26 protein-coding genes are annotated in these 25,341 nt (G+C 63.2%); 15 read left to right on the forward strand and 11 right to left on the reverse strand.

The window, feature by feature from the left end; all coding sequences use genetic code 11:
• Positions 1 to 75 precede the first annotated feature (75 nt).
• The gene (locus DDF70_RS09270; protein WP_114944581.1) at positions 76 to 2,370 is read right to left on the reverse strand and encodes a putative bifunctional diguanylate cyclase/phosphodiesterase; all 2,295 of its coding nucleotides are present in this window, start codon (positions 2,368 to 2,370) and stop codon (positions 76 to 78) included.
• 278 nt (positions 2,371 to 2,648) lie between these two features.
• On the opposite strand from DDF70_RS09270, the gene DDF70_RS09275 reads away from it, so the two are divergent.
• Positions 2,649 to 3,110, forward strand: coding sequence for a hypothetical protein (locus tag DDF70_RS09275; RefSeq protein ID WP_114944582.1), 462 nt, complete (start codon positions 2,649 to 2,651; stop codon positions 3,108 to 3,110).
• Between the two features lie 94 nt (positions 3,111 to 3,204).
• Here the strand turns inward: DDF70_RS09275 and DDF70_RS09280 are convergent, their stop codons facing one another.
• Positions 3,205 to 4,557, reverse strand: a complete 1,353-nt coding sequence (locus DDF70_RS09280; RefSeq protein ID WP_114944583.1) for a peptidoglycan-binding protein — start codon at positions 4,555 to 4,557, stop codon at positions 3,205 to 3,207.
• A 183-nt stretch (positions 4,558 to 4,740) separates the two neighbouring features.
• Between DDF70_RS09280 and DDF70_RS09285 the strand changes: the two genes are divergently transcribed.
• The 3 genes from DDF70_RS09285 (at position 4,741) to DDF70_RS09295 (ending at position 8,028) form a co-directional block, all read left to right on the forward strand.
• The gene (locus DDF70_RS09285) at positions 4,741 to 5,511 is read left to right on the forward strand and encodes a Tll0287-like domain-containing protein (protein ID WP_245435422.1); all 771 of its coding nucleotides are present in this window, start codon (positions 4,741 to 4,743) and stop codon (positions 5,509 to 5,511) included.
• Positions 5,512 to 5,630: 119 nt separating this feature from the next.
• Positions 5,631 to 6,998, forward strand: coding sequence for a serine/threonine-protein kinase (locus DDF70_RS09290; protein WP_162820300.1), 1,368 nt, complete (start codon positions 5,631 to 5,633; stop codon positions 6,996 to 6,998).
• 22 nt (positions 6,999 to 7,020) lie between these two features.
• Complete coding sequence (locus tag DDF70_RS09295) at positions 7,021 to 8,028, forward strand: adenylate/guanylate cyclase domain-containing protein (RefSeq protein ID WP_114944586.1); 1,008 nt, start codon at positions 7,021 to 7,023, stop codon at positions 8,026 to 8,028.
• Between the two features lie 105 nt (positions 8,029 to 8,133).
• Here DDF70_RS09295 and DDF70_RS09300 read toward each other — a convergent pair whose 3' ends face one another.
• Together DDF70_RS09300 and DDF70_RS09305 are read right to left on the reverse strand one after the other, a co-directional pair.
• A complete protein-coding gene (locus DDF70_RS09300; RefSeq protein ID WP_114944587.1) occupies positions 8,134 to 8,859 on the reverse strand; it encodes a Crp/Fnr family transcriptional regulator in 726 nt (241 codons plus the stop codon).
• Between the two features lie 172 nt (positions 8,860 to 9,031).
• The gene (locus tag DDF70_RS09305; protein ID WP_162820301.1) at positions 9,032 to 9,388 is read right to left on the reverse strand and encodes a hypothetical protein; all 357 of its coding nucleotides are present in this window, start codon (positions 9,386 to 9,388) and stop codon (positions 9,032 to 9,034) included.
• Between the two features lie 114 nt (positions 9,389 to 9,502).
• Here DDF70_RS09305 and DDF70_RS09310 point away from each other — a divergent pair, with 114 nt between their 5' ends.
• From DDF70_RS09310 to DDF70_RS09335, 6 genes are all read left to right on the forward strand, one after another.
• Positions 9,503 to 9,793 carry a hypothetical protein gene (locus DDF70_RS09310; protein ID WP_114944589.1) on the forward strand — a complete coding sequence of 97 codons (291 nt, stop codon included), beginning with the start codon at positions 9,503 to 9,505 and terminating at the stop codon, positions 9,791 to 9,793.
• Positions 9,794 to 10,045: 252 nt separating this feature from the next.
• Positions 10,046 to 10,387, forward strand: coding sequence for a hypothetical protein (locus tag DDF70_RS09315; RefSeq protein ID WP_114944590.1), 342 nt, complete (start codon positions 10,046 to 10,048; stop codon positions 10,385 to 10,387).
• Positions 10,388 to 10,649: 262 nt separating this feature from the next.
• On the forward strand, positions 10,650 to 12,527 hold the full coding sequence (locus DDF70_RS09320; protein ID WP_162820302.1) for a type I secretion system permease/ATPase: 1,878 nt from the start codon (positions 10,650 to 10,652) through the stop codon (positions 12,525 to 12,527).
• Positions 12,528 to 12,677: 150 nt separating this feature from the next.
• The gene (locus tag DDF70_RS09325; protein WP_162820303.1) at positions 12,678 to 13,994 is read left to right on the forward strand and encodes an HlyD family type I secretion periplasmic adaptor subunit; all 1,317 of its coding nucleotides are present in this window, start codon (positions 12,678 to 12,680) and stop codon (positions 13,992 to 13,994) included.
• Positions 13,995 to 14,201: 207 nt separating this feature from the next.
• Positions 14,202 to 15,266: a patatin-like phospholipase family protein gene (locus DDF70_RS09330; protein WP_114944593.1), complete on the forward strand. Its 1,065-nt coding sequence runs from the start codon at positions 14,202 to 14,204 to the stop codon at positions 15,264 to 15,266.
• Between the two features lie 156 nt (positions 15,267 to 15,422).
• Positions 15,423 to 16,019 carry a transglutaminase-like cysteine peptidase gene (locus DDF70_RS09335; protein ID WP_114944594.1) on the forward strand — a complete coding sequence of 199 codons (597 nt, stop codon included), beginning with the start codon at positions 15,423 to 15,425 and terminating at the stop codon, positions 16,017 to 16,019.
• A 9-nt stretch (positions 16,020 to 16,028) separates the two neighbouring features.
• Here DDF70_RS09335 and DDF70_RS09340 read toward each other — a convergent pair whose 3' ends face one another.
• From DDF70_RS09340 to DDF70_RS36490, 3 genes are all read right to left on the reverse strand, one after another.
• Positions 16,029 to 16,739 carry a Crp/Fnr family transcriptional regulator gene (locus DDF70_RS09340; RefSeq protein ID WP_114944610.1) on the reverse strand — a complete coding sequence of 237 codons (711 nt, stop codon included), beginning with the start codon at positions 16,737 to 16,739 and terminating at the stop codon, positions 16,029 to 16,031.
• 282 nt (positions 16,740 to 17,021) lie between these two features.
• Positions 17,022 to 17,153, reverse strand: coding sequence for a hypothetical protein (locus DDF70_RS38710; protein ID WP_281024351.1), 132 nt, complete (start codon positions 17,151 to 17,153; stop codon positions 17,022 to 17,024).
• A gap of 78 nt (positions 17,154 to 17,231) precedes the next feature.
• On the reverse strand, positions 17,232 to 17,384 hold the full coding sequence (locus tag DDF70_RS36490; protein ID WP_162820304.1) for a hypothetical protein: 153 nt from the start codon (positions 17,382 to 17,384) through the stop codon (positions 17,232 to 17,234).
• Between the two features lie 56 nt (positions 17,385 to 17,440).
• Here DDF70_RS36490 and DDF70_RS09345 point away from each other — a divergent pair, with 56 nt between their 5' ends.
• Positions 17,441 to 17,737 carry a DUF6894 family protein gene (locus DDF70_RS09345; protein ID WP_245435423.1) on the forward strand — a complete coding sequence of 99 codons (297 nt, stop codon included), beginning with the start codon at positions 17,441 to 17,443 and terminating at the stop codon, positions 17,735 to 17,737.
• Positions 17,738 to 17,881: 144 nt separating this feature from the next.
• On the opposite strand, the gene DDF70_RS36495 is transcribed toward DDF70_RS09345, so the two are convergent.
• Positions 17,882 to 18,055 (reverse strand): hypothetical protein, encoded by a 174-nt coding sequence (locus tag DDF70_RS36495; protein ID WP_162820305.1) that lies wholly within the window; start codon positions 18,053 to 18,055, stop codon positions 17,882 to 17,884.
• Positions 18,056 to 18,483: 428 nt separating this feature from the next.
• Here DDF70_RS36495 and DDF70_RS09350 point away from each other — a divergent pair, with 428 nt between their 5' ends.
• Together DDF70_RS09350 and DDF70_RS36500 are read left to right on the forward strand one after the other, a co-directional pair.
• The gene (locus tag DDF70_RS09350) at positions 18,484 to 18,747 is read left to right on the forward strand and encodes a hypothetical protein (RefSeq protein ID WP_114944595.1); all 264 of its coding nucleotides are present in this window, start codon (positions 18,484 to 18,486) and stop codon (positions 18,745 to 18,747) included.
• Between the two features lie 178 nt (positions 18,748 to 18,925).
• A complete protein-coding gene (locus tag DDF70_RS36500; RefSeq protein WP_162820306.1) occupies positions 18,926 to 19,075 on the forward strand; it encodes a hypothetical protein in 150 nt (49 codons plus the stop codon).
• A 195-nt stretch (positions 19,076 to 19,270) separates the two neighbouring features.
• Here the strand turns inward: DDF70_RS36500 and DDF70_RS36505 are convergent, their stop codons facing one another.
• Positions 19,271 to 19,426 (reverse strand): hypothetical protein, encoded by a 156-nt coding sequence (locus DDF70_RS36505; RefSeq protein WP_162820307.1) that lies wholly within the window; start codon positions 19,424 to 19,426, stop codon positions 19,271 to 19,273.
• Positions 19,427 to 19,631: 205 nt separating this feature from the next.
• On the opposite strand from DDF70_RS36505, the gene DDF70_RS09355 reads away from it, so the two are divergent.
• Positions 19,632 to 20,630, forward strand: coding sequence for an ornithine cyclodeaminase family protein (locus tag DDF70_RS09355; protein WP_114944596.1), 999 nt, complete (start codon positions 19,632 to 19,634; stop codon positions 20,628 to 20,630).
• A 12-nt stretch (positions 20,631 to 20,642) separates the two neighbouring features.
• Here the strand turns inward: DDF70_RS09355 and DDF70_RS09360 are convergent, their stop codons facing one another.
• Both DDF70_RS09360 and DDF70_RS09365 read right to left on the reverse strand, forming a co-directional pair.
• Positions 20,643 to 21,539: a DMT family transporter gene (locus DDF70_RS09360; protein ID WP_114944597.1), complete on the reverse strand. Its 897-nt coding sequence runs from the start codon at positions 21,537 to 21,539 to the stop codon at positions 20,643 to 20,645.
• Between the two features lie 354 nt (positions 21,540 to 21,893).
• The gene (locus DDF70_RS09365; protein ID WP_114944598.1) at positions 21,894 to 22,787 is read right to left on the reverse strand and encodes an NAD-dependent epimerase/dehydratase family protein; all 894 of its coding nucleotides are present in this window, start codon (positions 22,785 to 22,787) and stop codon (positions 21,894 to 21,896) included.
• Positions 22,788 to 23,551: 764 nt separating this feature from the next.
• Between DDF70_RS09365 and ltrA the strand changes: the two genes are divergently transcribed.
• A complete protein-coding gene (gene ltrA, locus DDF70_RS09370) occupies positions 23,552 to 25,216 on the forward strand; it encodes a group II intron reverse transcriptase/maturase (protein ID WP_114944599.1) in 1,665 nt (554 codons plus the stop codon).
• Positions 25,217 to 25,341: the final 125 nt, after the last annotated feature.

The raw sequence follows: 25,341 nt of genomic DNA on the forward strand, positions 1-25,341 counted from the left end.
ACACCAAGTCACCCATTATGGTTGAACCTAGAGCACCGACCCCGAAAGAGGAATGAGTCTTTTGGAATCGCAGCCCTAGGCAACTGCCCGCGCCGTCCCCTGCTCGTCCCGCACCCTCGGTTGGGGCTTCTGGGCATCCGCAATGAAGGCTGCGAGGGCCTCGCGGGGCATCGGCTTGGCGATCAGGTAGCCCTGCGCCTGGGAGGCGCCGGCGAGGCGCAGCGCGTTGAGCTGCTCTTCCGTCTCGACGCCCTCGGCGGTCGTGCTCATCCGCAGGTCCTTTGCAAGACCAATGGTCGCCTTGACGATCGCGCGGCTGTCGGACGAGTCGAGCATGCTGCGCACGAAGGACTGGTCGATCTTGATCTTGTCGAAGGGAAAGCTCCTGAGATAGCTCATCGAGGCATAGCCGGTGCCGAAATCGTCGAGCGCGATCGAGACGCCGAGCGACTTGAGGCGTTTCAGGGTCGCGGTGGCTTCCTCCGTGAGCTTGACGGATTCGGTGATTTCCAGGACGAGGCGCTGGGCCGGTATGCCGGAGATTTCCAGCGCCCTCTTGACGCTGGCGAACACGTCCCGGTTCCTGAACTGGACCGGCGAGAGATTGACCGCGACCTTGAGCGGCTGCTCCCAGGACATGGCGGTCACGCAGGCCTCTTCCAGGATCCAGTCGCCGATGGGACCGATGAGCCCGGATTCCTCGGCGGCGGGAACGAACTGCAGCGGCGAGATCATCCCCTTCGAGGGATGCTTCCAGCGCACCAGGGCTTCGCAGCCCCACATCCGGTTCGTCGCCAGATCCAGGATCGGCTGGTAGTACAGCTCGAATTCCCTGTTGTCGTGGGCGATCTTCAGGGCCCCTTCGAGGGCGCGCCGCTCCGCCCGCGTGTCCTTGATGTCCGCATCGTAGAGCCTGTAGCTGCTGCTCGAATCCGACTTGGCCGCGTAGAGCGCGATATCGGCGGCCTTCATCAGGTCGGTCGAGGTCTTGCCGTCTGTGGACGCGATGGCGGTGCCGATGGACAGGCCGATCTCGATCTCGGTGTTGCCGGCCGTGCATGGCACCTGCATGGCGGCCTGGATCGTCGCGATGAAGTCCAAGACCTGCTGCCTGTTGCGGATCGGCCGTTGGATGATCGCGAATTCGTCGCCGCCGATGCGGGCGATGAAGTCGGTCTTGCGGAGCCGTTCGCGCAGGCGCCTCGCAACGGTCTGCACGATCTCGTCCCCGACGCCGTGGCCGTGATTGTCGTTGATGTCCTTGAACCGGTTGAGGTCGATGAGATGCAGCGCGAAATCGGTTTGCGATCGCTGGGCGGCGAGGTATGTCCGCTTCAGGTTCTCGACGAAGAGCAGCCTGTTGGGAAGCTTGGTCAGAACGTCGTGGCGCGACAGGTAGCTCTCGCTGGCAGCCCTCAGGATGCCGGTTCGCACATGCCGAAGGCCTAGCAGGCTCGCCGCCTCGATCCCGATATCCATCACGTAGGCGAAGAATGCGATCAGGCGGCTCTCGAGCCGCCGCCCCGCCATGAGTTCCGCCACGGTCCGGCTCACCGCGATACCACCCGGGTAATGGGCGAGCGGATGAAGCGCGACAACCCGCTCCTTCCGGTCGATCCAGCTGACATCGCGGATGATGGTCGGCACGTTCTTGGCGATCAGGCGCTGCAGGGGCGTGTTGGGCCGCCAGATGCGCCGCCCGAGCGCTCTCTCGGAGATCGGGCAATGGGTGAGGATGACGCCATCGCGCCGGTAGAGCGTGATCGCCAGCGAGAGGGTTCTCAGATGATCCTTGTAGATCCTCTCGAAATGGTCGAGATCGATGGTGGACACGACGAGGCCGAGAAATTGTCCATCGGTGTCCTCGATCTTGCGGGCGAGCGACAGAACCTTCTTGCCGGTGGCGCGGATCCGCATCGGCTCGCCCAGATACAGGGTGAGTGACGGATCCGTCGCGAGAGCCCGGTAATAGGTTGTGTCCCTGACGTAGATCGGATCGGACATCGGGCGCGGCGTCGAGGAGCCGACGACCCGACCCCGGACGTTGACGAGATCGATGCGGACGATCTGGGACAGGGAATGGCATGCACCGACCAGAATGGCCTTCGTCGCCTGCGAGGCGGCGAACCCGTCGAACTCGTGCGATTGGAGGCAGTTCTGCGGGATCCTGTTGACGACGTCGCGCAGGACGCTCTCGATGGATTGGAAGACGCCGTCCGTCCGCTCCTGAAGCGACAGGGCCAGGTTTGCCAGATCACCCTCGGCCCTCGCGAGATCGTCGTCGTAACCGCGTGCGAAGAGAAACGCTACGCCGATGATCCCCGTCGCCGCGGTCAGGATGATGAGGAGGATGATTGCGTAATCGGGCAAAACGGGTTTCGATCCGAGCTTTCGGGCGACGATCTCCGCCAGATTTCGCCGGAAGTCGTCGTTAATCCGTTAACTCCGGCAGGAATTCTGTCCGGGCGGACGAAAAAGGCCAAGCTTCGTTCAACAGGGGTGCCGTCACGGCCCTGCCCGGTCGGTGGTGAAGGCGAGTGCGGCGTGGTACATTGACGGCAGTGCAGAGTAACCGACCGCGCCCGGATGGGCCTTTTTCGGGTCCGCCGCACGAGCGCATCGCGAGAACCCGAAAGGGGATCGACCCGATGACCAAGACCGTCACGTCGCTCTTTCACAGCGAGCAACATGCCAATGACGCCGCAAGCCGCCTGAAGGATGCCGGGATTCCGGGGAGCGCCATCGACATCTGGACGACCCCGCACAACCTGGCGCCTCTGCTAAGGGATCTGGGCGTGTCGCGCACCGACGCCCATGCCTATGCCGAGGGCGTGATCCGAGGCGGCACCGTCGTCATCGTGAAATGCGACGCCTCCGACGTCGGGACCGTCGTCGACATTCTGGACCAGGAAGGCGTCCTGGACCTCGACGAGCAGCGGGCCGCCTGGGAGTCCGAGGGTTGGGAAGGCACTGCCGCCCCCGAACAGGCCGGCGAAACGACGGAACCGACCGAGGGAGTTCGCGAGATGATGGACGCGGACCGATCCGAGGTGGTCGTCCACGGAAGGATCCGCGTTCAATCCTTCCGGGTGGAGCGCCCCGAAAGATAGCGCATCGTGCGGACCCAGAAGGCCGCGTCGAACGATGCGCCAGCCAGGAGTTGGAGCATCGGATCCGATGCTCCGGATCGCCGCGGACACTCGCCTACTGCGCATCCTTCGGAAGAAGCGTATCGAACTGCTCCGCCGTCAGGTAGCCGGTGACGGCTGCATTGCGGCTCTTCTGGTAGCCCATGATCGCCTCCCTGGTCAGAGGCCCCATGATGGCATCGATCGGCCCCGTATAGAGGCCCAGATCCCGCAGACGCTGCTGGATCAAGCGGCGCTGCCTCTGCCCAAGCTGCGCATCGTCGACCGGCGTCGCCATGGATGCATGCCGCAATTCTTCCGCCTGAGCGGCCGCGATCTGCGCCTGGGCTTCGACCCGCCGGGCTTCCTGCTTCGCCCGTTCCGCATCGGCTTGAGCCTTCTCGACGTCGGCCTGGGCCTTCTTGGCATCCGCTTGCGCTTTCAGAACCTCGGCCTGTGCCCGCTCGGCTCGAAGCTGCTCGTCGCGAGCGCGCGCCTCGGCCTGCTCGCGCGCCCGGCGCTCGGCCTCCAGCTTTCCATCGGCCTCTTGGCTCGTCGGGGCGGATACGGCCGGCTGCGGAGCGACCGACGCAACCGGCCGCGCGATCGCCGACGGAGCCGGTGGAGCGGGCGGAGGTTTGGTCAGGCTGACGTCGTCCACGCGCCCGAACACGGCCCCCATGCCTCCACTCGAAGCAACCTTGATCATCTCATTGAGCGACGGACTTGGCTGTTGCAGGAGTTTGGCCACGGCCTCTGCGGCCTGCTCTCCCGCGGCATCGATGCGGGACACGGGGATGCGAGCCGAACTCGAGAAAACCGTGACTGAATTCTTGGGAACATCGCTGGTGAATTGAGGCCTGGCATCGAGCCCCTCGATGGGGCTCTCGAAACTCGGCGACGTCATGAAGAAGAACACGCTGCCGGTCTGCGCCCGTCCGACGATCTGCGCGATGTTCGTCGTCGAGAGCGCACGCGACAGCAGGTCGGCCGCCCGGCCGATCTCCGTATTCGTCGTCAGAAAGAAAGTCTGGCCGCCCCATGACACGCCGTGTCCGATCATCACGACGAATGCCAGGTCGGCTCCCTCGGCCTTCGCGGCGAAATCCCGGAGATTGGCCCGGGCAATCGCGTTGCTCGGGTTGGGACTGACGATCACATCGAAGCCGTGCGCCTGCAGGGCTTCCGCGATTTCGCTTCCCCGCTTCGCGCCGACGCTGGATTTCGGGAACTTCTGATAATCTTCCGCCACTAGGACTAAAGCGACTCGTCCGGCGGCTTGTGCAGAGACGACGCTCGTCAGCAGAAAGGAAAACGAAAAGGTCAGACTCGCTAAAAGGAGTATCTCGCACACCTTCCTAAGCTCTCCCCATGTGCTCTTGCGCACAGAGAATTGCCTAGTCAACCTGCCTGCTTGACCGAAATGCATGGCACGTCTCCAAGACTTGCACTATCATGAAATCCGGTAGTTGTAACGCTAACTTACCTCAACAGCCGTCGGAGATCTCCCGTGGGACTACGGCTAAAATTCAATATCATTCTCGCCGTTTGCTATCTGCTAGGACTCGGCCTGTCGATTTATCCATTTTATCAAATCTCCAGGCGGGAAGCCATGGAACAGCTGCAGTCGCAGATCGATGTTCTGCGGGCTCAGGCGCTTTCCATTCGCCGCTATACCTCGGAAGAGATACAGCCGTTACTGGCGGAACATTCGAGCGTGCAGTTCCTGCCGCAGACGGTTCCGTCGTTTTCGGCTCAGACGACGTTCCGTAATTTCCGAGGATTCTATCCGCAGTTCTTCTACAAGGAAGCCGCGCTCAACCCGACCAATCCGGCGGATCTTGCGCGCGACTGGGAGCGCGAACTGATCGAGAAGCTTCGGGCCAATCCCGACCTGACCAAGGATGTCAGCTTCCAGACGATCGACAACCGGTCCCATTACACGGCGACCTATCCACTCGTGATCAAGGACGAGTCCTGCCTGACCTGTCACTCCACCCCGGACAGGGCGCCCACATCGATGGTCGCGCTTTACGGCAGCAAGAATGGATTCGGGTGGAAGCTCAACGAGACCATCGGTGCCCAGATCATCTCCGTGCCGATGGACATTGCGGAAGGATCGATCTGGCGGAACCTCGGCTTGTTCGTCGGCACGTCCAGCATCATCTTCCTAGTCCTGATGGCGCTGCTCAATATCCTGTTGAACCGGTACGTGATCAGCCCGGTGACCCGGATGGCCAAGACTGCGGAAGCCGTCAGCATGGGCGACGCTTCCATTGCCGAGTTCGAGTATCCCGGGTCCGACGAGATCGCGTCCCTCTCCCGTTCCTTCAACCGCATGCGCAGGAGCCTGGATAGCGCACTGAAGATGCTCGAAAAATGAGCGACACGATTGATCCCTGGCCTACCAGAACCAGATGATCGCTCGTCAGAGGATATTCTCCGATGGCCGCAGATAAGGATCTGAGGACAGGCAAAAGCCAAGGTGGAACTGGAGGCGCCATGCCCGCCAGGGTGGGCAAGTATCGCGTCGATCACGTCATCGGCCGCGGCGCGATCGGCGTCGTCTACAAAGGCTACGATGAGCAGATTGACCGGCCGTTGGCGATCAAGACGCTCCGTCCCGAAATCCTCGAAAACCTGAGCGAAAACGACGAGCTTCTCCGCCGTTTCGCGACCGAGGCGCGCTCCGCGGCGCGATGCCTGCATCCGAACATCGTCACGGTGTTCGATTTCGTGGAGCAGGACGGCGCGCCCTACATCATCATGGAATACGTAAATGCGGGAACGCTGGAGAACGTGATCCGGCGGGGTACGCTGCTGCCGATCCGCCAGGTTGGCGAGATCATGGCGCAGCTGCTGTTCGCCCTGGGATACGCCCATTCCAAGGGCGTGATTCACCGGGACGTCAAGCCCGCGAACATCCTCTGCCCGTCGGCGGCCTCGATCAAGGTCTCGGATTTCGGCGTTGCCCATGTGGAAGCGCTCGACCTCACCAGGCCCGGCGGCATCCCGATCGGCACGCCGAACTACATGGCTCCCGAGAGATTCCTCGGGCGCCCCGCCGACATCCGGTCGGATCTCTTTTCGGCTGGGGTCATCCTCTTTCAGATGCTGACCGGCGCGAAGCCGTTCATCGCCGCCGATCTGCCGGAGCTGATGCGCAAGCTCATGAACGAGCCGCCTCCCTCGATCATCGACTACCGGCCCGAGCTTTGGCCGGAGATCGACGCGGTCGTGCAGCGGGCCCTGGCGCGCAATCCCGAAGATCGATTCCAGACGGCGGACGAGTTCGTCGTGGCGCTCAACACATCCATCGAGATGCGCCCCAGCGCCGACCTTCCGCCCCTTGACCTGACCGAGCTCTCCCACATACCCGCGAAGGAGCAGCCGGCGCCGACGAAGGAACAGCTCAACCAGACCATGGCGGAAGTGCTCACTCCGGGCGCCATCGACGCATTGGGGCGGTCTCTCGCGCATTCGCTGGGCCCGATCGGGCACCTTCTGGTGAAGCAGGCCTCCCACGAGACCATGGACGTCGATACGTTCCTCGAGTGGCTCGTCGGGAAAATCACCACCGAGGTGGAAGCAGCAACCTTCCGGAAGACGGCCCAGCAGGTGCTGCGCGACGACAAGGGATTCAAGATCGCTCAGATGGAGGCCGTCATCTCCCAGACCGAAATCCGCGCCGTCACCGAAGTTCTGCTCCCTCTCATCGGCCCAGTCGCGCCGACCCTCGTCGCCCGTCAGGCGGAGAAATCGGTCGGCCGGGATGATTTCTACCGCCGCCTTTCGGACTTCATTCCCAGCGAGCGTGATCGCGCGAGCTTTCTCAAGATTCGTGGTAAACTCAGCGAGACCAAACAATGACGTGTAGGTACGCGATGAAAGAATGATGGATAATCCGGTACCCGATGCTCCGCCGCCTGCAGGCAAGCGTGTCCGACGCCTGCGAGCGGTCTTCGCAGCCGACATGGCGAATTTCGGCGGCTTGGTCTCCGTCGACGAGACCAACACCCTCGACGCTTTGTGGGCGACGCGCCGCATCGCCCGGGAAGAGCTTGCGGCCCATGGCGGGTGGCTCTTCGGGATGCCGGGAGACGGCATTTTCGCGCTCTTCGAGAGCGCCGTCGACGCGGTACGCTGCGCCCTCGACACGCAGGCGCGCCTCGCGGCGATGACGAAGTTCGACGCGGTCCGCATGCGGATCGGGATCCATCTCGGCGATGTCCTGTTCCACGACGATCTTCCTTTCGGCGAGACCCTCGTCATCGCGGCCCGTTTGGAGAGCCTCGCGGATCCCGGCGGGATCCTCGTCTCGGCCGCCGTCATGGAAGCCGTGGCGCCCCGGATCTCCGCGACCTTCGGCGAGCGCGGCGTGTTCGACCTGAAGCACAGCCCTCGCAGGATCACGACCTTCAGCGTGGCGATGTCGCCTTCTGCGACCGACATGAACGCGACGGTGAGCAGGATCGAGCCTCTCGACCGGACCGTTCTGTCAGTGTCCTCCGCGAGGACGGAGGCGTGGAACGGCCCTGCATCGCCTCCCCCGTCCCGTGTGGAGGCACCCACGGTCTCGCTGCCGAAGGCTGCGCCCTTGGTCGTTCCCACGCATCCTCTGGATGCGGCTTCAGCGCCTGTCGATGAGGTTGGCCCGGAGGTCCCGCGATCCCCGGCTGCGATTGATCCCGCCGCCTTCGAGGCTTGTCTTGCCGAGATCAGCCGCGTCCTGACGACCTATCTCGGCCCCGTCGCCGGATTGCTCGTCAAGCGGCACGCGGCGAACCTGACGGATCTCACCGCACTCATCGAGGACCTTGCCCGCGAGATTCCGGCGCGGGACGAACGCCTGCAATTCCTGAGCCGCGCGCAACAGCTCGTGGCGCGGCGGCGCCATTGATCCCTTGAACATTGGACGTGAGTTCGAACTCACGTCCAATGTTCCCGGTTTTTGTTTCCTGCATCTTTACACGCAAAACCGGTTTCCACTTTTGCGTCCGATGCATTACTCGCCAAACTCGGCAATATCGTCGATCCGTTCAAGATCGTGAACGATGAGCCCGCCCCGATCCTGAGTCAGGAGGCGCTCCTCGGCCCAGCGATTCAGAAGCTTGTTCAAGCCCTCCCGCGACATCGCCGTCCACTGCGCCATTTCGCTCTGGGTCAGCTTGAGAGCGACCTCGATCCCCTTCGGAGTGGCCTTGCCATGATCCCGGGCAAGGTGGCCGATAATCCGTGCGAGACGCTGGGGTGCCTGGCGCAAGGTCGCGTCCTCCATCCGGGCGCTGGTCCACCTGAGCCGCCGGCACAGCAGATCGATGACGTTGCGCACCAGCTGCGGATCACGGTCCAGCGCCTCGTAGAAGGTCCGTCGGGCGATGCTCGTCAGGCGCGTCCGGAGCATCGCGGATGCGCCTGCGGTTCTCACGCCCCCGTCGAGCATGCCGATCTCCCCGAAAACGGCCCCGTTCGTGAGCACGTTCAGCGTCACTTCGGCGCCTGCCGCCGAGACGGTCCAGATCCGGACACGGCCGTCGGCGATCACGTAGAGCGCATCGGACACGTCTCCGACATTGAACAGCAGCTCGCCCTTTTCCAGGGTTCGCGTCTGCGCCTTGCGGGCGATCTGCTCGACGGTCGGCGGATCGATGGCCTTGAAGATATCGAGCGTTTCCAGCTTCACGGACCTGTCCGCGCCGGTCGCAGCATTCGGCGATTGGGCCTCCGCCATGGTCGAGTTCCCACAACAATGGAGCAAGGACCGCCCAGCATATCGTCCGGAAGCCCACGTGCAAAGACCAAGCACTTCCCCCGGCGGAACAGGCTGAGTGTGAAGCAGGTCACTGCCCGCCCCCGGACAAGGGTATACACCCGGTGCACCGGGCCCGATTTCTGCCAAAGGATCAGTGTGATCGACCGATCGGGCCGGGATCGAGGAGAGCCCGATGCACGATCAGCGATGGCATGACGACTGGAACGGATCCGGGGGACGTGATCCGGGCTTCCATCATCAACATCCGCAATCCAACTGTCAGGACGACGGCCCCTTCGAGCGGATGCGCGGAGGGCGAAGCGATATTCATGACGACGGGGACCGGGGCAGGCTGCCGGACGACCATTTCCGAACCGACTATGGCAGTCACGCGCCGTCGCATGGCGACAGCCCCGCCGCATCCGCGCACCCGCATGCTGCGGCACACCCGCATGCTGCTGCACACCCGCACGCATCCGTGCAACCACATGAATCCGAGCAACCGCATGGCACCCCTCAAGCGCAAGACCCCCCTCAACCGCAAGAGACCGCCCAATCGCAAGAGACCGCTCAACCGCATGACACCGCTCAACCGCATGACGGGGGAGGTCTCGGCTGGGATATGGCCGCTTGGAACGATGCTGGAGGATTCAACTCGGTGCTGTCCGGTCACCTGTCCGACGGGTTCGACCATGCGGGAGCCATGCCGCCGATCTTCGTCTTCGTCATCGACCATCTCGACGTGCAGTTCAATACTCTGATCCAGACCACCCAGATCGAGAACACGCTCGTCTTCCTGAACGCCACCGACGGCGGCTCCATCGATGTCGGAGGCGACGTCAACGCAATCGGTCTGCAATCGGCATCGACGGACCAATTCACCGTCATCCCGCACGACCCGGTTTTCGGCTGAACCGCGTAAGAACGCGACGATCGTTCTCCTCGTGCATGTGAAGGGCCCCATCAGGGGCCCTTTCCCATTTTCGAGCACGAAGGCCACCGCACGGGCAGATCGAAATAATTTCAGCCCTCACTCAAAAAAATTCACGGGTGTGAAGCGGTTCACAGCTGCGTCGGGCCAAGTGCTTCAAAGTCTAATCATCGCCAACGGAGATCGGATCTCAGGCGGTACCGGAACCAACCCCGAGCATAGATAGGATAGATCATGTCTCTCAACGTGAATGCCAGCCCGATCACCCAAGTTGCCACCACTGTTGCCGAAGGCGGCGTCGGAATCGGCGGTCACGGCGGCGATGCGACCGCGGTGACGAACCAGAACGCCGAGAGCCTCAACTACCAGTCCATGGACTCCTCGGATTACTTCAGCTTTGGCGGCTCCGATCTCAACGTCAATGCCAGCCCGATCGCACAGGCTGCGGCCACCGATGCGCATGGCGGACCAGCGTTGTTCGGTCATGGCGGCGATGCCTTCGCGATGACGAACCAGGACGCCCACCTGGTCAACGACCAGTCCTCGTACGATCACTCGCTCCCGATCTACTACTAACCGTCCTTTTCCCCGAGAGCGCCATCGGCCGAAAGCCGGTGGCGCTCATTCTTTTGGCCCGACCTCGACCATTCCGCCATGGCGATTCTTCACCCGCAGGCCAGGTAGCCATCTCGTTGAAAGTTTGTGAAGCATGTCACAGCGCCCGGTGCGCGGATCACCCATGATCGTGTCCAGACGCCGACAGGACGCCGCCTCGCATACGCAGGGTTTCACCGCGCGAAGGCGGCACGCAGCAAGGACGCTCGCGATGAGGAATGGAATGAAGACCAGCGCCGAAGTTCAGCTTCGCACCGCTCTTCGCACCCTGAGAAGACCCCTGATCGGCATCAGCGCCATCAGCTGTCTCGGAAATATCCTGATGCTCACTGGCCCCATGTTCATGATGCTGGTCTACAACAAGGTCCTGTCGAGCAAGAGCCTTCCCACCCTGGCGGCCCTGACTCTGCTGGCCCTGCTGCTCTACGGCTTCTATGGCCTGCTGGAGGCGCTTCGCGGCAAGCTCATGGCCCGGGTCGGCATCACGTTCGACCACCGGCTGGCGCCGACGCTCTTCGAGGCGACGTTGAAGCTGCCGCTGCATTTCGGACCGCATGCCCGCAACCATGATCCGCTCCAGGATCTGGCGGCCATCCGGAACTACCTGATGGGCCCCGGCCCGGTCGCCCTCCTCGATCTGCCCTGGATGCCGATCTATTTCGCGATCCTGCTGATCGTGAACCCGATCCTGTTCCTGGCCGCGGCAGGCGGCGCCCTGTTTCTAGTCATTCTCAGCCTCGTCAACGAATGGGCGACCAAGGGCACGATCAAGGTTGCAACCCAGGCGCATGCGGCGACCATGACCCTGCTTCTCGATGCACGGCGCAATTCCGAAGCGGCTGCGGCCATGAGCATGGGAGACGATCTCTGCAAGCGCTGGGGCAGCGGCTACGTGAACTCGATCTCGCACGCCCGTGACCTCGCCGATCACGCCAGCGTCTTCGGCGCCATCTCGAAGACCGTCCGCCACATCCTGCAATCGGCGATGCTCGCCCTCGGGGCCTATCTGGTCATCGAAGGACAGATGTCGCCGGGCGCCATGATCGCCACCTCGGTCATTCTCGCCCGGGCGCTTGCGCCGATCGATCAGGTCATCGGCAACTGGCGCAGCAGCTCGACCGCCTGGCAGGCCCTTCGGCGCCTGCGCGCCCTCTCCGCCAAGCTTCCCAAGGCCGCGCAGCAGCAGCACGGCATGCCGCGTCCGCGCCACGCGCTTGCGGTGCGCGACATCGCCATCGTTCCGCCCGGCGGAGCGGTCGCCACCGTCTCGGGCGTGTCGTTCGAGATCGAGGCCGGCGACGCCCTCGGGATCATCGGGCCGAGCGGCTGCGGCAAGTCCACTCTCGTCCGGGCGCTGGTCGGCGCCTGGCCGACCGCCCGTGGCGAAGTGCGCTTCGACAACGCCCTGATCGGCCAGTACTCGCCGGACGCCCTCGCCGATGCGATCGGGCACCTTCCGCAGAGCATCGAGCTGTTCGACGGGACGATTGCCGAGAACATCGCGCGCTTCCGCAAGGATGCGACCTCCGAACAGGTGATCGAGGCCGCCCGGATGGCGGGCGTGCACGACATGATCCTCGCGTTCCCCATGGGCTACGATACGCCGGTCGGCGAAGGCGGCGCCACGTTGTCCGGCGGCCAGCGCCAGCGCATCGGCCTCGCCCGCGCCCTCTTCGGCAATCCGTTCCTGGTGGTCCTCGACGAGCCGAACTCGAACCTCGACCCGCTGGGCGAACAATCGCTGAACGACGCCATTCACCAGATGCGTCAAGCTGGGAAGATCGTCGTCATCGTGGCTCACCGCCCGAGCGCCATCTTCGCGGCGAACAAGATCCTGTCCGTCCGCGGCGGCCGCGCCGAGATGTTCGGCCCGAAGGAGCAGGTTCTCGCCGCCCTGTTTCCCCGCATCGGGCAGCCGCACAAGCCCTCCCCGGCAACCAACGCGCCCGCCGCCGGCGCGGCCCAGGTTGCGCCCGCGCCTCTCCCGCAGCCGGAACCCGATGCGGCTCCAGCCGGAGCGCCGAACCACCCTGACACTGCCGCCACGGCGAACGTCACCAACTTGGATGCCACTCGTGCGCAGCGAGCCAACAGCCTTTGAGCCGGGACCTCTCATCGCAACGGACACGGCTCCGCAACTGTGATCTGGACCACAGCGCCCGGAACGATGTCGTGCCACCTTGAGGCAGGATCCTGCAACCGGATCGTCCCGTCGCCTGCATCGACGGCAGCCTACACAGCGGAGCGCACCATGACCGAGTTCGAAGACGATCTCGCCGCCAATTCATCCTCCATGCGCCGGCTGATGCGCTGGTTCATCCTGAGTTCGTCCGTCGTGTTCTTCGGAGTCGGGGGCTGGTCGGTCGCCGCGAAGGTCGACAGCGCGGTCGTCACCGCGGGCACCTTCGCGGTGCAGTCCAGCGCCCAGGCCGTTCAGCATCTGGAAGGCGGCGTCATCGGCGCCATCTTGGTCAAGGACGGCGACCTCGTGAAGGAGGGGCAGGTGCTCGTCCGCCTGGACGCCGCCAAGGTCACGGCGGACGCGATCATCCTGGAACGCAAGCTGATCGACCTCACCGCCCAAAAGGCCCGCCTTGAGGCCGAGAGCCTTGACCGCACGACGATCACCAGATCCGAAAGCCCGTTTTCGTCCGGCCCTATGGCGAGCGCCTTGAGGGCGGCTTTCGCCGCCGAGGAAAGCCTGATGAACGAGCGGCGCTTCACGCGCCTGAACCAGCTCTCGCAGCAGCAGGAGCGGAAAGTTCAGATCGAACGTCAGATCGACGGCCTCAACGAGCGCTACAAGGCCCAGAAGGAAGAGCTCATCCAGGTGATGGCCGAGCTCGCCGACCAGCGGATGCTCGACAGCAAGGGGTTAATCCGGCGCCCGGTGCTGCGCCAGACCGAGCGCGAGGTCAGCCGCCTGAAGGGTGAGATGGGCGATATGGAGGCCAAAGTCGCAGGCGCGCACTCCCAGCTCACGGAGATCGAGTTCAAGATCGCCGAGCTGACCCGCAATGCCCGTTCCGAGGTCCTGAAACAGCTTCAGGCCGTCACCGCGGGTCTCGCAGAAACGGAAGAGCAGCTCGCCGCCGCGCGCGACCGCCTTCAACGGCTCGATATTCGGGCGCCGCGGACGGGGCTGGTCCACGAACTCTCTGTCCACACGATCGGCGGCATCGTCGGTCCGGGCCAGAAGCTCATGTCGATCATCCCGAACGACGAGCCGCTGATCGTGAACGCGAAGATCCGGCCGGACGAAGTGGAGCAGGTCCATGTCGATCAGCAGGCGAGCATCCGCATCAGCGCCTTCAAGCTTCCGACGCCGCTCGAACTCGAGGGATGGGTCACCAACGTCTCCCCGGATCAGGTGGTCAGCAGCCAATCGGGACAAGCCTATTTCACCGTCAAGATCGCGATCGCCCCGGGAGAGCGGAACAAGCTTGAGGGAAAGGAGCTCACGCCGGGCCTTCCGGCGGAAGTCCTGATCCGCGGCGATGCGCGGCGCATCATCACCTACCTGACGCAGCCGCTGACCGACCGCCTCGCCGTCACCTTCCGCGAGTGAGGAAGCATCCTGCGTACCCCAGAACAGGGCTGACTACGCTGAGCGCAGTCAGCCCTGAGCACTTGGCATTCCCTACCCAGTTCGCACCCTCGTCACCGGCAATCGAAGCCATATAAGATATTCCCGCTCCTTGACGCGCATTTTTGCCGAAAGCCGGCACGACGCGCTGGACGGGATGCAGGATCTTCGCGATGGCGAGTAGCGACCATGAACAGGGCTGACGGCGGCTCCTCCCGCCGGGGCCGTCCCGCGCGGCGACCGGAGGTGAAGCCGGTCAACCTGGCGCTCCAGGGTGGCGGAGCTCACGGAGCCTTCGCGTGGGGCGTGCTCGACCGTCTGCTGGAAGAGGATGGCATCGCCTTCGAGGGGATCAGCGCCACGAGCGCGGGAGCGATGAACGCGGTCGTCTGCGCTCATGGTCTCGCTGCGGGAGGGCGCGAGGGAGCTCGTCGCGCCTTGAGAGAATTCTGGCAGCAGATCGCGCGCAGTGCCTGCCTCAGCCCGGTCCAACCATCCTTCTTCGATCGCCTCACCGGGAACCACGCTCTGGAGACCTCGCCGGCCTTCTTCCTCTTTCACATGCTGACGCAGGTGGTCTCGCCCTACGAACTCAACCCGTTCAACTACAACCCCCTTCACGACGTGCTCGAACGGGTGGTCGATTTCGAGCGTCTGCGCCGCTCCCCTCAGGTGAAGCTGTTTCTGTCCGCCACGAATGTCCGCTCCGGGAAGATCCGCGTTTTCGAGAACCACGAGATGTGCGCCGCCGTCGTCCTCGCATCCGCCTGCCTGCCGTTCATCTTCCAGGCCGTCGAAATCGACGGGGAGCATTACTGGGATGGCGGCTACATGGGAAATCCTGCCCTTTTCCCGCTCATCTATCGCTGCGAGCAATCCGATATCGTGGTGGTTCACATCAACCCCATCGCCCGGCCCGACGTACCGAGAACGGCGGCCGACATCCTCAACCGGATCAACGAGATCAGCTTCAACTCATCCCTGATGAGGGAAGTGCGCGCGGTCGAGTTCCTGAACCGGCTCGTCGAGGCAGGACATGCTCCCGCGCCCGACATCAGGCAGGTCCGCCTGCATGCCATCGAGGCCGACGACGTCATGCAGCACCTCGGAGCCGCTTCGAAGCTGAATGCCGATTGGACTTTCCTGACGGACCTATTCGCGATCGGCCGCAGGCGAGCCAACGCGTGGCTGCTGGATGATTTCCCGAAAGTCGGACTCCAATCCTCCATCGACATCCAGGGCAGGTATCTTTAAACCGGCAAGAGCACTTCCCGACCAAGCCAAGCCGAAATTTGTGACCGCGTGCACAGAAGCAACGGCTGAAAAGGCCCAGTCTGATCCCCATGAGCAGCTCAGCCCGATGGCCACCCCATCCGGTCTGACCGCCACCATCTCCCACGGGAGGATGCAATGGGAAGACGGATGTGGATCGTTCTGGCCTGGCTCATGTCGGCGATGAGTTCCGTGAATGCCGGTCCGCATCTCTTCCGGGACAACGAGGCACCGCCGCTCGCGGGCTGGGTGGAGTTCTGCCATCGCAACCCGGAAGAATGCACGATCGACTTAGGGCAGCCGGAGATGATCCCCCTGACCGAGGGCCTCGCCGCCCTCCTCTCCTCCGTGAATGTCTCGGTCAACCATTCCGTGCTTCCGGTGACCGATCAGGAGCACTGGGGCATCGTCGACCTTTGGAGCTATCCGACCGACGGAATGGGCGATTGCGAGGATTACCAGCTCCTCAAGCGCAAGATGCTCGTCGAGGCCGGCCTGCCGCGCCGGGCGCTTCGCATGACCGTCGTGCTCGATGAGAACGGCGAGGGTCACGCGGTCCTGACCGTCCGCACGGATCGCGGCGATCTCATCCTGGACAACAAGACGGACAACGTTCTGGAGTGGTCCCGGACGAACTACCGGTATATCAAACGGGAAAGCGCCGAAGCGGCGGGCTGGGTTTACCTGAACCTGGAACCGGCCGGCGCATCGCTCACGGCGTCGTCGGGGCAATAGCACAGGCCGTCACGGGGACCCGCCGTCACGCTCGGCGGATTCCTGCTGCAGGCGCACCACGTCGATAATCTTCACGCGCGCTCGCCCGAGTTCGACGACCCCGCTCTTGCGCCATTTCTGCAGTTGCCGATTGACCGTTTCCCGGCCCGCACCGACGAGCACGCTCAGCTCCTCCTGCGTGATGTCGATGTCCTCGCCGAAATCCTCGGCGAGCTTCAACAGGCGGCGCGCCAGGCGGGACTTGAGGGACAGGAGGGAAGCCTCCTCCAGGCGCTCGCTCGAGAAGCGAAGACGTTCGCACAACAGCTCGATGATCCTGGTCGTGATGTCAGGCTGTCGCTTGAGGAGGTCCTGGAAGTCGCTTCGCCGGATCACGAACAGCTCGACGGGCCCCGAGGCGATTGCATCGGCGCTCCTCGCATGGCCGTCCAGCAGGGCGATCTCGCCGAAAATGTCGCCGGGTCCGAGGATGTTGAGCGTGAACTGCCGGCCCGCATCCGTCGTGGTCGTAATGACGATCTGGCCCCGCCTGACCCCGTAAAGGGCATCTCCCGGATCGCCCTTGAGAAACAACGTTTCTCCGTCGAGCATCTTCCGCGATGTGCACAGGGCGGCGATCTGGGCTATCGCGTCCGGCCCCAACGCGGAGAAAAAGGGATTGACGGAGAGCGCCGAGACGAACGGCAAATCCCTCTGGATCTGTTCTCCACCGGGACGCACCGTCACGCCTCCCTCGAATGGTTCGACGCCCACCAGCCGAAATCCACACGATTATATAGGAAATAGAGATTGTCTCAATCGGACGGGATACCGTTCTGCCCAGGGGTGCAAGCGGAGGCGGCAATCTACCGAGGAACCGGCATTTCCGGACCGGCGGAGGAACTGGAGCCTATCTTGGACAAGCGGCGCGCATGAAAGAGTTCGGCTACTGCTTGGCTCCCGTCAGCCCCTGGAGAACCCAGCGCCGCGCGCGCCGCATGGCGGACAGTTTCGAGCGTTTCATCACTGCCTCCTGCCGCCGAATTGCCGAAGCTGGATGACGACGGCGGGCTCGGGCTTGCGAATGGCGGGCCGCACCGGGACGGAAACGATCAACGGATGATCGATCAGCCGATCCAGGACAATGAGAACCATGACGACCTCCTGATTTCATTCCGATGATGGCCGAAGCGGTAACCCTCTTCTGTGACGACGGTCACAGAAGTCGAAACTTCAGACGACAGGTAAGACCTGCAGGCGCGTCTGCCGGGTGACCTCGATCACCTCCTTGCCGGACAGCACGACGGGGCGCGGCGCGCGGCCGTTCACCGCGATGGCGTCGGCCACGAACAGGAGAGCAAGGACACACAGGATGCGGCGGGACATGATCGGCCTCCATCTGAGACCGACCCTGCCACCGCGTGCGCCGGGAAACCGTGATCGTGAGCACAGAAGCCGGAGCAGGCCCGTGCGAGAGTGGAGCCATCGAGATGGAGGTCCAAATGTTCTATCTGTACTTTCACTGCGCAGGTCCCGGCGAGATCCTGATCGACCGCGATGGGGCGGAGGTTCTCGATCTGGTCGAGGCCCGGGACCGGGCTCTCACCCTGGCGAAGATGCTCGTCGAGCAGGCTTACGGCACGCGCGACTTCACGGATTGGCACGTCTACGTGAGCGATGAGGAAGACGACGAGATGCTGCTGATTCCGTTCTCCGCCGTCATGCCGACGATCCATTAGCATCAAGGCGCAGGGTTGCCACAAACCCTGCATCGCGTACGGACGAAGCTTGGCGCCCAGCGGTTATAGCCGACATTTGGAGATGGCGCCTCCGTCCCCTTCGGATCCGCGCTGCCGCGACAGTCGCCCTCCCACGATCCAGATTCAAACCTCGGAATACCTGGAACGACGGGCAAGCCAATCGGCCTGCTCCGCCAGATGCCGCCATCGACGGGCGGCCGCGCGCAGTTCAGCACGCATGCCCGCCGCATGGCGGGGATCGTCCGCACGACGCTCCGCTCTGGCGGCCTTTTCCCTATAGTGCTGATTGGGACCCATGTATCTCTCGCGTCATGCCGTGACCCGGCGCCCGGACCACTGCTCTCGAAGTGTCGTCTTCACGCTTTGACGGATCCTTTGGGCTTTTCGGGAACTGAAATGGTCACCTGCTGGCCGGACCTTGGATCAAGAATGGTGAGTGTCATCACGGGCTCCTTCAGTTGAGCCCATCATGGCTGAGCGCACGCCGTCGTTCCGTGATGGGCATCACACAGGCTCCGGTGTGACGCGGCGCACAGATCGGTGGAAATACGTGGGCTAGTCTGTGAACGTTCCTCCCTGTCAACTCAGCGCCTCGATCCCGGATCGGGCGCTTTTCTTTTGGCCGCCTGCCCCCTGCATTTTCCTCTGTGACCGACCCCACATCAGAGCGCTTTCGACCCGTGTAGCGTCGAAGAGTGCAAACCGCTTCTCAGAGGAGAATGACCATGACGAAGATCCATCGTGCCCGGCTTGGTGCCGCACTATTCCTCATCCTGTCCGTCGGATATGGCGTGAAGGGCGCCGAAGCGTGCGACTCTCGGGTCACGACACGCCCCGGAGACCTGTGGGGCAGGCCGTCGCCTGTCGTGCGCGACCATCGAAATCCTTACGGCTCCGCTCCCGGCGGCGTGATCGTCACCAGCACGCCTCGTGATCCCATCGTACGGGATCACCGTTCGCCTCCTGTCGTGCGCGATCATCGTTGGTGATGGCTGCCTTCGGGACCGGAAATCTGGCGCATCGTGCGGGTCGATCGTTCCGCACGATGCGCGGAAATTGTCTTTCAGCCGCAAAGAACGCTCACGGCGGCGCCTGAAATGTGATGGCCGCCACAGTCCTCCAACGGTCTTCGGAATACAACGATGTCAGCCTGAATGGAGAGCCCCCATGAAACGGAAGCAAAAGTCGTTCATGTTCATCCGCAAGAGCGATTGCAAGTCTGTCTTCGACTCGATCTATCTGCGTGAAGCCGTGTTCCGCAAAGCCGTGACCGCCGCCGACGTCAAGGCAGGCCTTCTGCCGAGGCGCAACGGTTAAGACACTTCTCCCCATCGCGGACGAGCGGGGCCTGAGCCGTCAGGCCCTTCATTGATGATTATCCGTTGTCGATTGGCTGAACGACCAGATTGTCGAGGAGAGCTAATAACGGGCAGCCGGAACGGCTTTTTCACTCTGTTCAGACAGGCACGGCGCCATCAATCGCGCCGCTCTTACGGCCGTGGCGGCCGCGCCTCACCCTACGCGCCGCCAATACCCTTCGATCGGAACAGCGACGGCACAGCGCTCTTCGGTCGAAAACCGGGGATAATCGTCGCCCTGCGTCCAGCCGCCGTTACCGCCAGGAACGAAGTGCAGATAGACGAAAACGATATGAGAGATGACCCACATGTCAGCCTCCTGATATACCCCAATGGTAGCTCGGATGCGTGGTGCGCTCTGAGACGGAAGTCACAGAAAGCCGCCAAGTGCGTGACGGATCGGACGGGGTGGACACGTCCTTTGGATCGTGCGACCGAATTGCCGTGTGTCTCTGCTCGAAGAGCAACCCGGCCGCCACTCGTGGGAAGGTCGGGGCAAAGGGGAGCTGCCTGCCATGATCGTTCTCTCCGACAAGGAAATCCGCTCGCTCCTGCAGATGAGCGAGGCTGTCGAGATCGTCGAGAAGGCGATGATCGCGGTCTCGGACGGCGCCGCCAACCTCCCGCTGCGCTCGGCGGTGGATGTCGGTGGGCCGAACAAGATGGGCGTCATGCCGGGCGCCCTCATGCCCGGCAACGGCCGGATCGACGCATGTTTCGGCGTGAAGCTGGTGAGCCTGTTTCCCGGCAATCCCGATGCGGGATATTCCTCCCACCAGGGGGCGATCGTCCTCTTCGAGCCGGAGCACGGTTCGGCCGTCGGCATGATGAATGCCGGCCTTCTGACCGCCATTCGCACGGCTGCCGCCAGCGCTGTGGCGACCCGGGTGCTGGCGCGGCCCGACTGCGCCACGCTCGCGATGGTCGGTGCCGGCGAACAGGCCGAGCAGCACCTCGAGGCCATGCTCTGCGTGCGTCCGTCGATCCGGGAACTGCGGGTGGCCGGGCGTCGGCGCGAGAAGGCGGATGCCTTCGCATCCCATGCGGCGGAGCGTTATCCGGAGCTCACTGTGAGAGTCTTCGATGACGTTCGCTCCGCCGTCGCGGGCGCCGATCTCATCTGCACGGTCACATCCGCGGACGAGCCGGTCCTCATGGGCGAATGGGTGGCGCCGGGCACCCATCTCAACGTGGTCGGGGCGTCGATCCCAACGAAGCGCGAAATCGACGAGGAGACGGTGGCCCGCTCGAGGCTCTATGTCGATTATCGTCCGTCCACCTTCGCGCAGGCCGGCGAGGTCATCGGCGCCATCGAAAGCGGCCGCATCGGGCGAGAGCATGTGCTGGCCGAAATCGGCGAGGTTCTGGCGGGAAAAGCCGCGGGCCGGATGGCCGCCGACGACATCACGCTCTACCGCTCGCTCGGCATCGCCGCGCAGGATCTCGCCTGTGCGAGCCATTGCGTGCGAGAGGCGAAGGCGCGCGGCCGGGGAGTCGAGGCATCCCTGGAGTGACAGGAGAAATCCTTAACGGTGGCGGTCCCAGACCAGGGCCGCCAGCGGCATGACGTGGTTGCGCCGCAAGGTGATGATCAGGACCCCGCAGAGCGCGATGCCCGTCCCGGCCGCCATCCGCAGGTCGAAGTGATCCCCCGTGATGAGCAATCCGAGCGCCACGGTTATGAGCGGGTTCATGATCGTCAGCGGCGCGATCAGGTTGGCCGGGTACTTCCCGATGAGCCCGTAATAGATGGTGTGGGCGACCAGGGACACGATCAGGGCCGAGAACAGCAGGGCCGCCAGGAAGGCCCAGCCGGCCTCCATGGCCTTGGGGAGTTGATCTGCTTCGAGACCGGCGGAAAGAAAGGTCAGGGGCATCACGGATGCCAGCCCGATCCAGGCCTGGAACCGTAGCGGCTTCACGCCCTCCATCTGCTTCATCAGCACGGCCGCCAGCGAGCCTGCCGCCGCAGAGCCGAGGATCAGGGCAAGCCCGCCGGAAACGGGAAACCCGCCGGCGGGATCCCACATCACGAGCACGCCGCCGATGAATGTCAGCGCGATCCCCAGGCCCCGTCGCCAGTAGACTTTCTCCCCCAGCATCGCGACCGACAGGAGGGTCGTGATCGGCAGGCCGAGCTGCCCGACGATGGCGGCGCTGGACGGGCTGGCCGTCCGGATGCCGAGGAAGAAGAGCGCGAAGCCGCCTCCCCCCATGAGAAAGCCCACCAGCAGGATGCGCCATGTCGGCCGTGGCATGGGCAGAAGCCATGGCAGCGCCAGCATGGCGACGATGCCATAGCGGATGGCCGCGTAGAACAAGGGAGGGATCGCCATGTCGGAAACGACGATCTTGCTCACCACCGTATGGGCCGCCCACAGAAGGCAGACCAGAATCATAAGGGAAAAGTCGCGCAGGGCCATGATACGGGATAACCCGGCTCCATCCCGGGCCACAAATGCCGCGTGCGTAGGGCTGGCATGCTCCCGAAAATTGGGAACATTCACACGATAGCAACGATTGTGTTCCCTGTCTCGTCATCACGGCCTTGCGCGGACCGTGGCAGCAGATAAATGCCCCACTGTCATCCCGGGGCCGCGCAGCGGAGCCCGGGCCCCATAAACACGGCGGCTCAAGAAAGCACGATAGCCGTGACACTTCTTCTTGCGTCGTATGCGTTTATGGGCTCCGGGCTCGCCTCCGGCGCCCCGGAATGACAGAGCAAAGTTCCAGACTTCACGGCCGCCGGCCATGACGACAGGGCGTGTAACGCCGCCTCAGGCGACATGATCCCAGATGTCGTCCTGGGGTTCATAGCCGATCAGCCGGCGGGTGCTCTCGATGTCCCACGGCATGTTGCGGTTCCGCGACATTCCGTTGACGACGATGCCGGGCTGCGGCCAAGCTTTCGCATCAGCGAGAAGGGCTCGCTCGATCACGGCCGCGAAGTCCCGGTTCGAGAGCCACATGTTGCGGAACCAGGTGAGATCCCGCTCCGTGTCGGGGCCGTCACTCGTTTCCTCCCCGGGCAGGCCCGAGGTGTTGATGGTCTCCGGCCGGTTCTCGCCCGGCTGGCACCAGCCGATCCGGACGCAGACGGCTGTCAGCGTGCCGTCGGAGCGATGAGCTTCGGCCAGGCAGACGCGCTCGCCCATCAGCTTGGACGCCGCATAGGCGAAGCCCTGGATGGTCTCCCGGCCGTTGAACCAGCGCGTTCCCGGACCCGGCGGCAAAGACGTCGTCAGGGCGCCGGGCGTCAGCGTGTCGGCCAGGGGCGCGTCCTTGTATTGCCCCATCACGTGGTTGGAGGAGGCGAATACGACCCGCCGAAGCCCTACCCGGCCGGCCGCCGCCAGGAGGGCGAGGGTCATGTCGAAGGACGCGCAGGCATCGCTCCAGGGCGCATCCGGATAGGGGTTCTGGGCGGCGAAATGCACCGCCCCGTCGACTTCGGCCAAAGCCGCGTGCCACTGCACATCGGATGGGTCCCCGAGATTACCCGCGACCCATTGCACCCGATCCGTCGCACCTCCCGCTTGCGGCGGCGTGCGGTCGAGCGCGACGATCCGCTCGCACCAATCCTGCGCCAGCAGATGAGCGATCAGCTTTTGGCCGAGATTGCCTCCAGCGCCTGTGATGAGGACGGAACGAACCGATTTCAGGGAAGGCATGACCGAACTGACGCTCCACGATGATGATCGAGAGGCAGTATTGCGCCGCCGACGGCGGCTGTCACCCGCGTGCGGCAGGGCATAACGGCCAAATCGGTACAGTGCGTTCCTGACATGGAAAAGCCCAGGCTCCGGGGCGTTGCGACCAGAGGGTCAGGAGGTGTCGCACATATACAATCAACTGACTCATCAGGATCAGACTGGAAGTACCGACCCGTACAACGGATCGGACCCTGTAACATCCAGGTGCTCCTACCCGAGCGTGCGAAGGAGTAATCCGACGTACGAAGCCTTGGGAACAATGGCCCCACTCTGACAGCCTCGATGCTGGAGGTGGACCAGGAGAGGACGGAACGGTTGAGCGTAAGCAAAGAACCTACATAAAAGCTCGTGAAGCCTAACCTGCCAAAGAGGCTGACAGGCAGGACCAAAATGGTAAGCGGGTCGGATCAGGTCGACGCCCTTGACCTGACGATGTTCAGAACTCCCGCCGGGTCATAGGTTCCAACCTCCTCCGACCGCATCTTCAGTCTGATCAACTGGGTAAGCCCCACCCGTCCCGCCTCACGGCGGTAGCCTAACCGTAAGGAAAGGGGATGACGGAGGGGGTAGAGGAGAGCCGGAGAAAGCGAAGGCCGCCTTGTAATGGGGCGGATAGGGCCACCGCACGGTGGAGATCCCCAGTCCGAAAGGACGCAGACTTCCGGCAGGTCTCAGCGATTGAGAAGCACTGGGACGATGCCAACCATTCGAGACGTTAGACGATGCTCGTCATCGAACAGAAGAATGGGCGGGACTTAGAGCGCTGGTCCGATATCAACTGGACCACCGTCGAAGGAACCGTGCGTCATCTTCAGGGCCGCATCTTTCGCGCCACGGTAGACGGGGATCTCGCGAGGGTAAAGAACCTCCAAAAGCTTCTCGTCCGCTCCATGTCGGCCAAGCTCAAGGCGATCCGTCAGGTGACCCAGGAGAATGGTGGCAAGCATACGCCAGGCATTGACGGAATGGTGTGCGACACTCCGAAAGCCCGCCTGGTGCTCCTGAAGAGCGGTCTGAGCCTCAAGGATTACCAGCCCAAGCCGGTGCGTCGGGTTTACATCCCGAAAGCCAACGGCAAAAAGCGCCCCTTGGGGATCCCGACCGTGAAGGACCGCGTCATGCAGGCCATCGTCAAGATGGCGCTCGAACCGGAATGGGAAAGTCGCTTCGAGGCGAACTCGTATGGCTTCCGCCCGGGGCGCTCCTGTCATGACGCCATCGAGGCCATCCACACCACGCTGAACCGGAAGGGCTGCGCGCAATGGGTGCTCGATGCCGACATCAGCGGCTGCTTTGACAACATTGATCACGATGCCCTGCTAAAACGGCTGCCGGTGTTCACGACGACAATCCAGCGCTGGCTCAAAGCCGGCGTGGTAGATCTCGGCAACCAAAAGGACACAACAGCGGGAACCCCACAGGGCGGGATCATCTCCCCTCTGTTGGCCAACATCGCGCTGGACGGTCTGGAACGGCAGTTTGGCTGTGAGCGCCCCAACGGAAAGCTGGTGAGCCCAGCTTTGCGACGGGGCAAGAACCATGGCCTGAACCTGATCCGCTACGCCGATGATTTTGTCGTCACGGCTCCCTCACGGGAGGTCCTCGAAGACTACGTGATCCCCACAGTGCAGGCTTTCCTTGCACAGCGTGGACTCACCCTCAGCGAAGCCAAAACCCGGATCGTCCATGTTGACGAGGGGTTCACCTTCCTGGGCTTCGAGATCAGGCGTTTTGGCGGAGTTCTGCTGACAAAGCCGCAGAAAGAGAAGGTCCGTGATCACCTGCGTGCGATCAAGACCTATCTGGCTGGGCATAAGCAGACCCCAGTGGCGACAGTGATCAAGGAACTTACCCCTGTTATGCGGGGCTGGGCCTGTTACTACCGGCACTGCGCAGCCAAGGAAACATTCAGCAAAGCCACCCACTGGGTCTGGGCTATGACCTGGACTTGGGCGAAGCGTCGTCACCCGAACAAATCCAGCAAATGGATCAAGGCACGATACTTCCTCGACGATGGCTACTGGACGCTCTCCGATGGTACGGCCAAACTCTACCGTCATAGCGCAACCCGGATCACCCGGTTCACCAAAGTGATCGGACGCTCATCGCCCATGGATCCGACACAAAAGGTCGACTGGGAAGAGCGCAAGAAGCGCCAGATGGTTCAAGAGACGTTCCGAAGGAATCGGCTGGAGTTACTGCAAGCACAGAACAACGCCTGTGGTCTATGCGGTATGACTTTCTGGCCCGGCGATCCAATTGATGATCATCACCTTGCACCTCGACACACAGGTGGAGGTGACGAGAGGGATAACCGGATGCTTGTTCACCGATGGTGCCATCATGCACACCATCAACGACATGGCTATAAAGCGGTTGAGGCTTGAGCCGTATGACGGGCAACTGTCACGTACGGTTCTAAGGGGGCGGGACCACAGCAATGTGGTCCCGCTACCCGGCAATGGACAGGATGCCTTCGCATCTCTGCCTCGCGCACTACGGACCTGGGCTG

Origin of the sequence: Microvirga calopogonii, assembly GCF_003347665.1 — a bacterium.
GTDB classification, from domain to species: domain Bacteria; phylum Pseudomonadota; class Alphaproteobacteria; order Rhizobiales; family Beijerinckiaceae; genus Microvirga; species Microvirga calopogonii.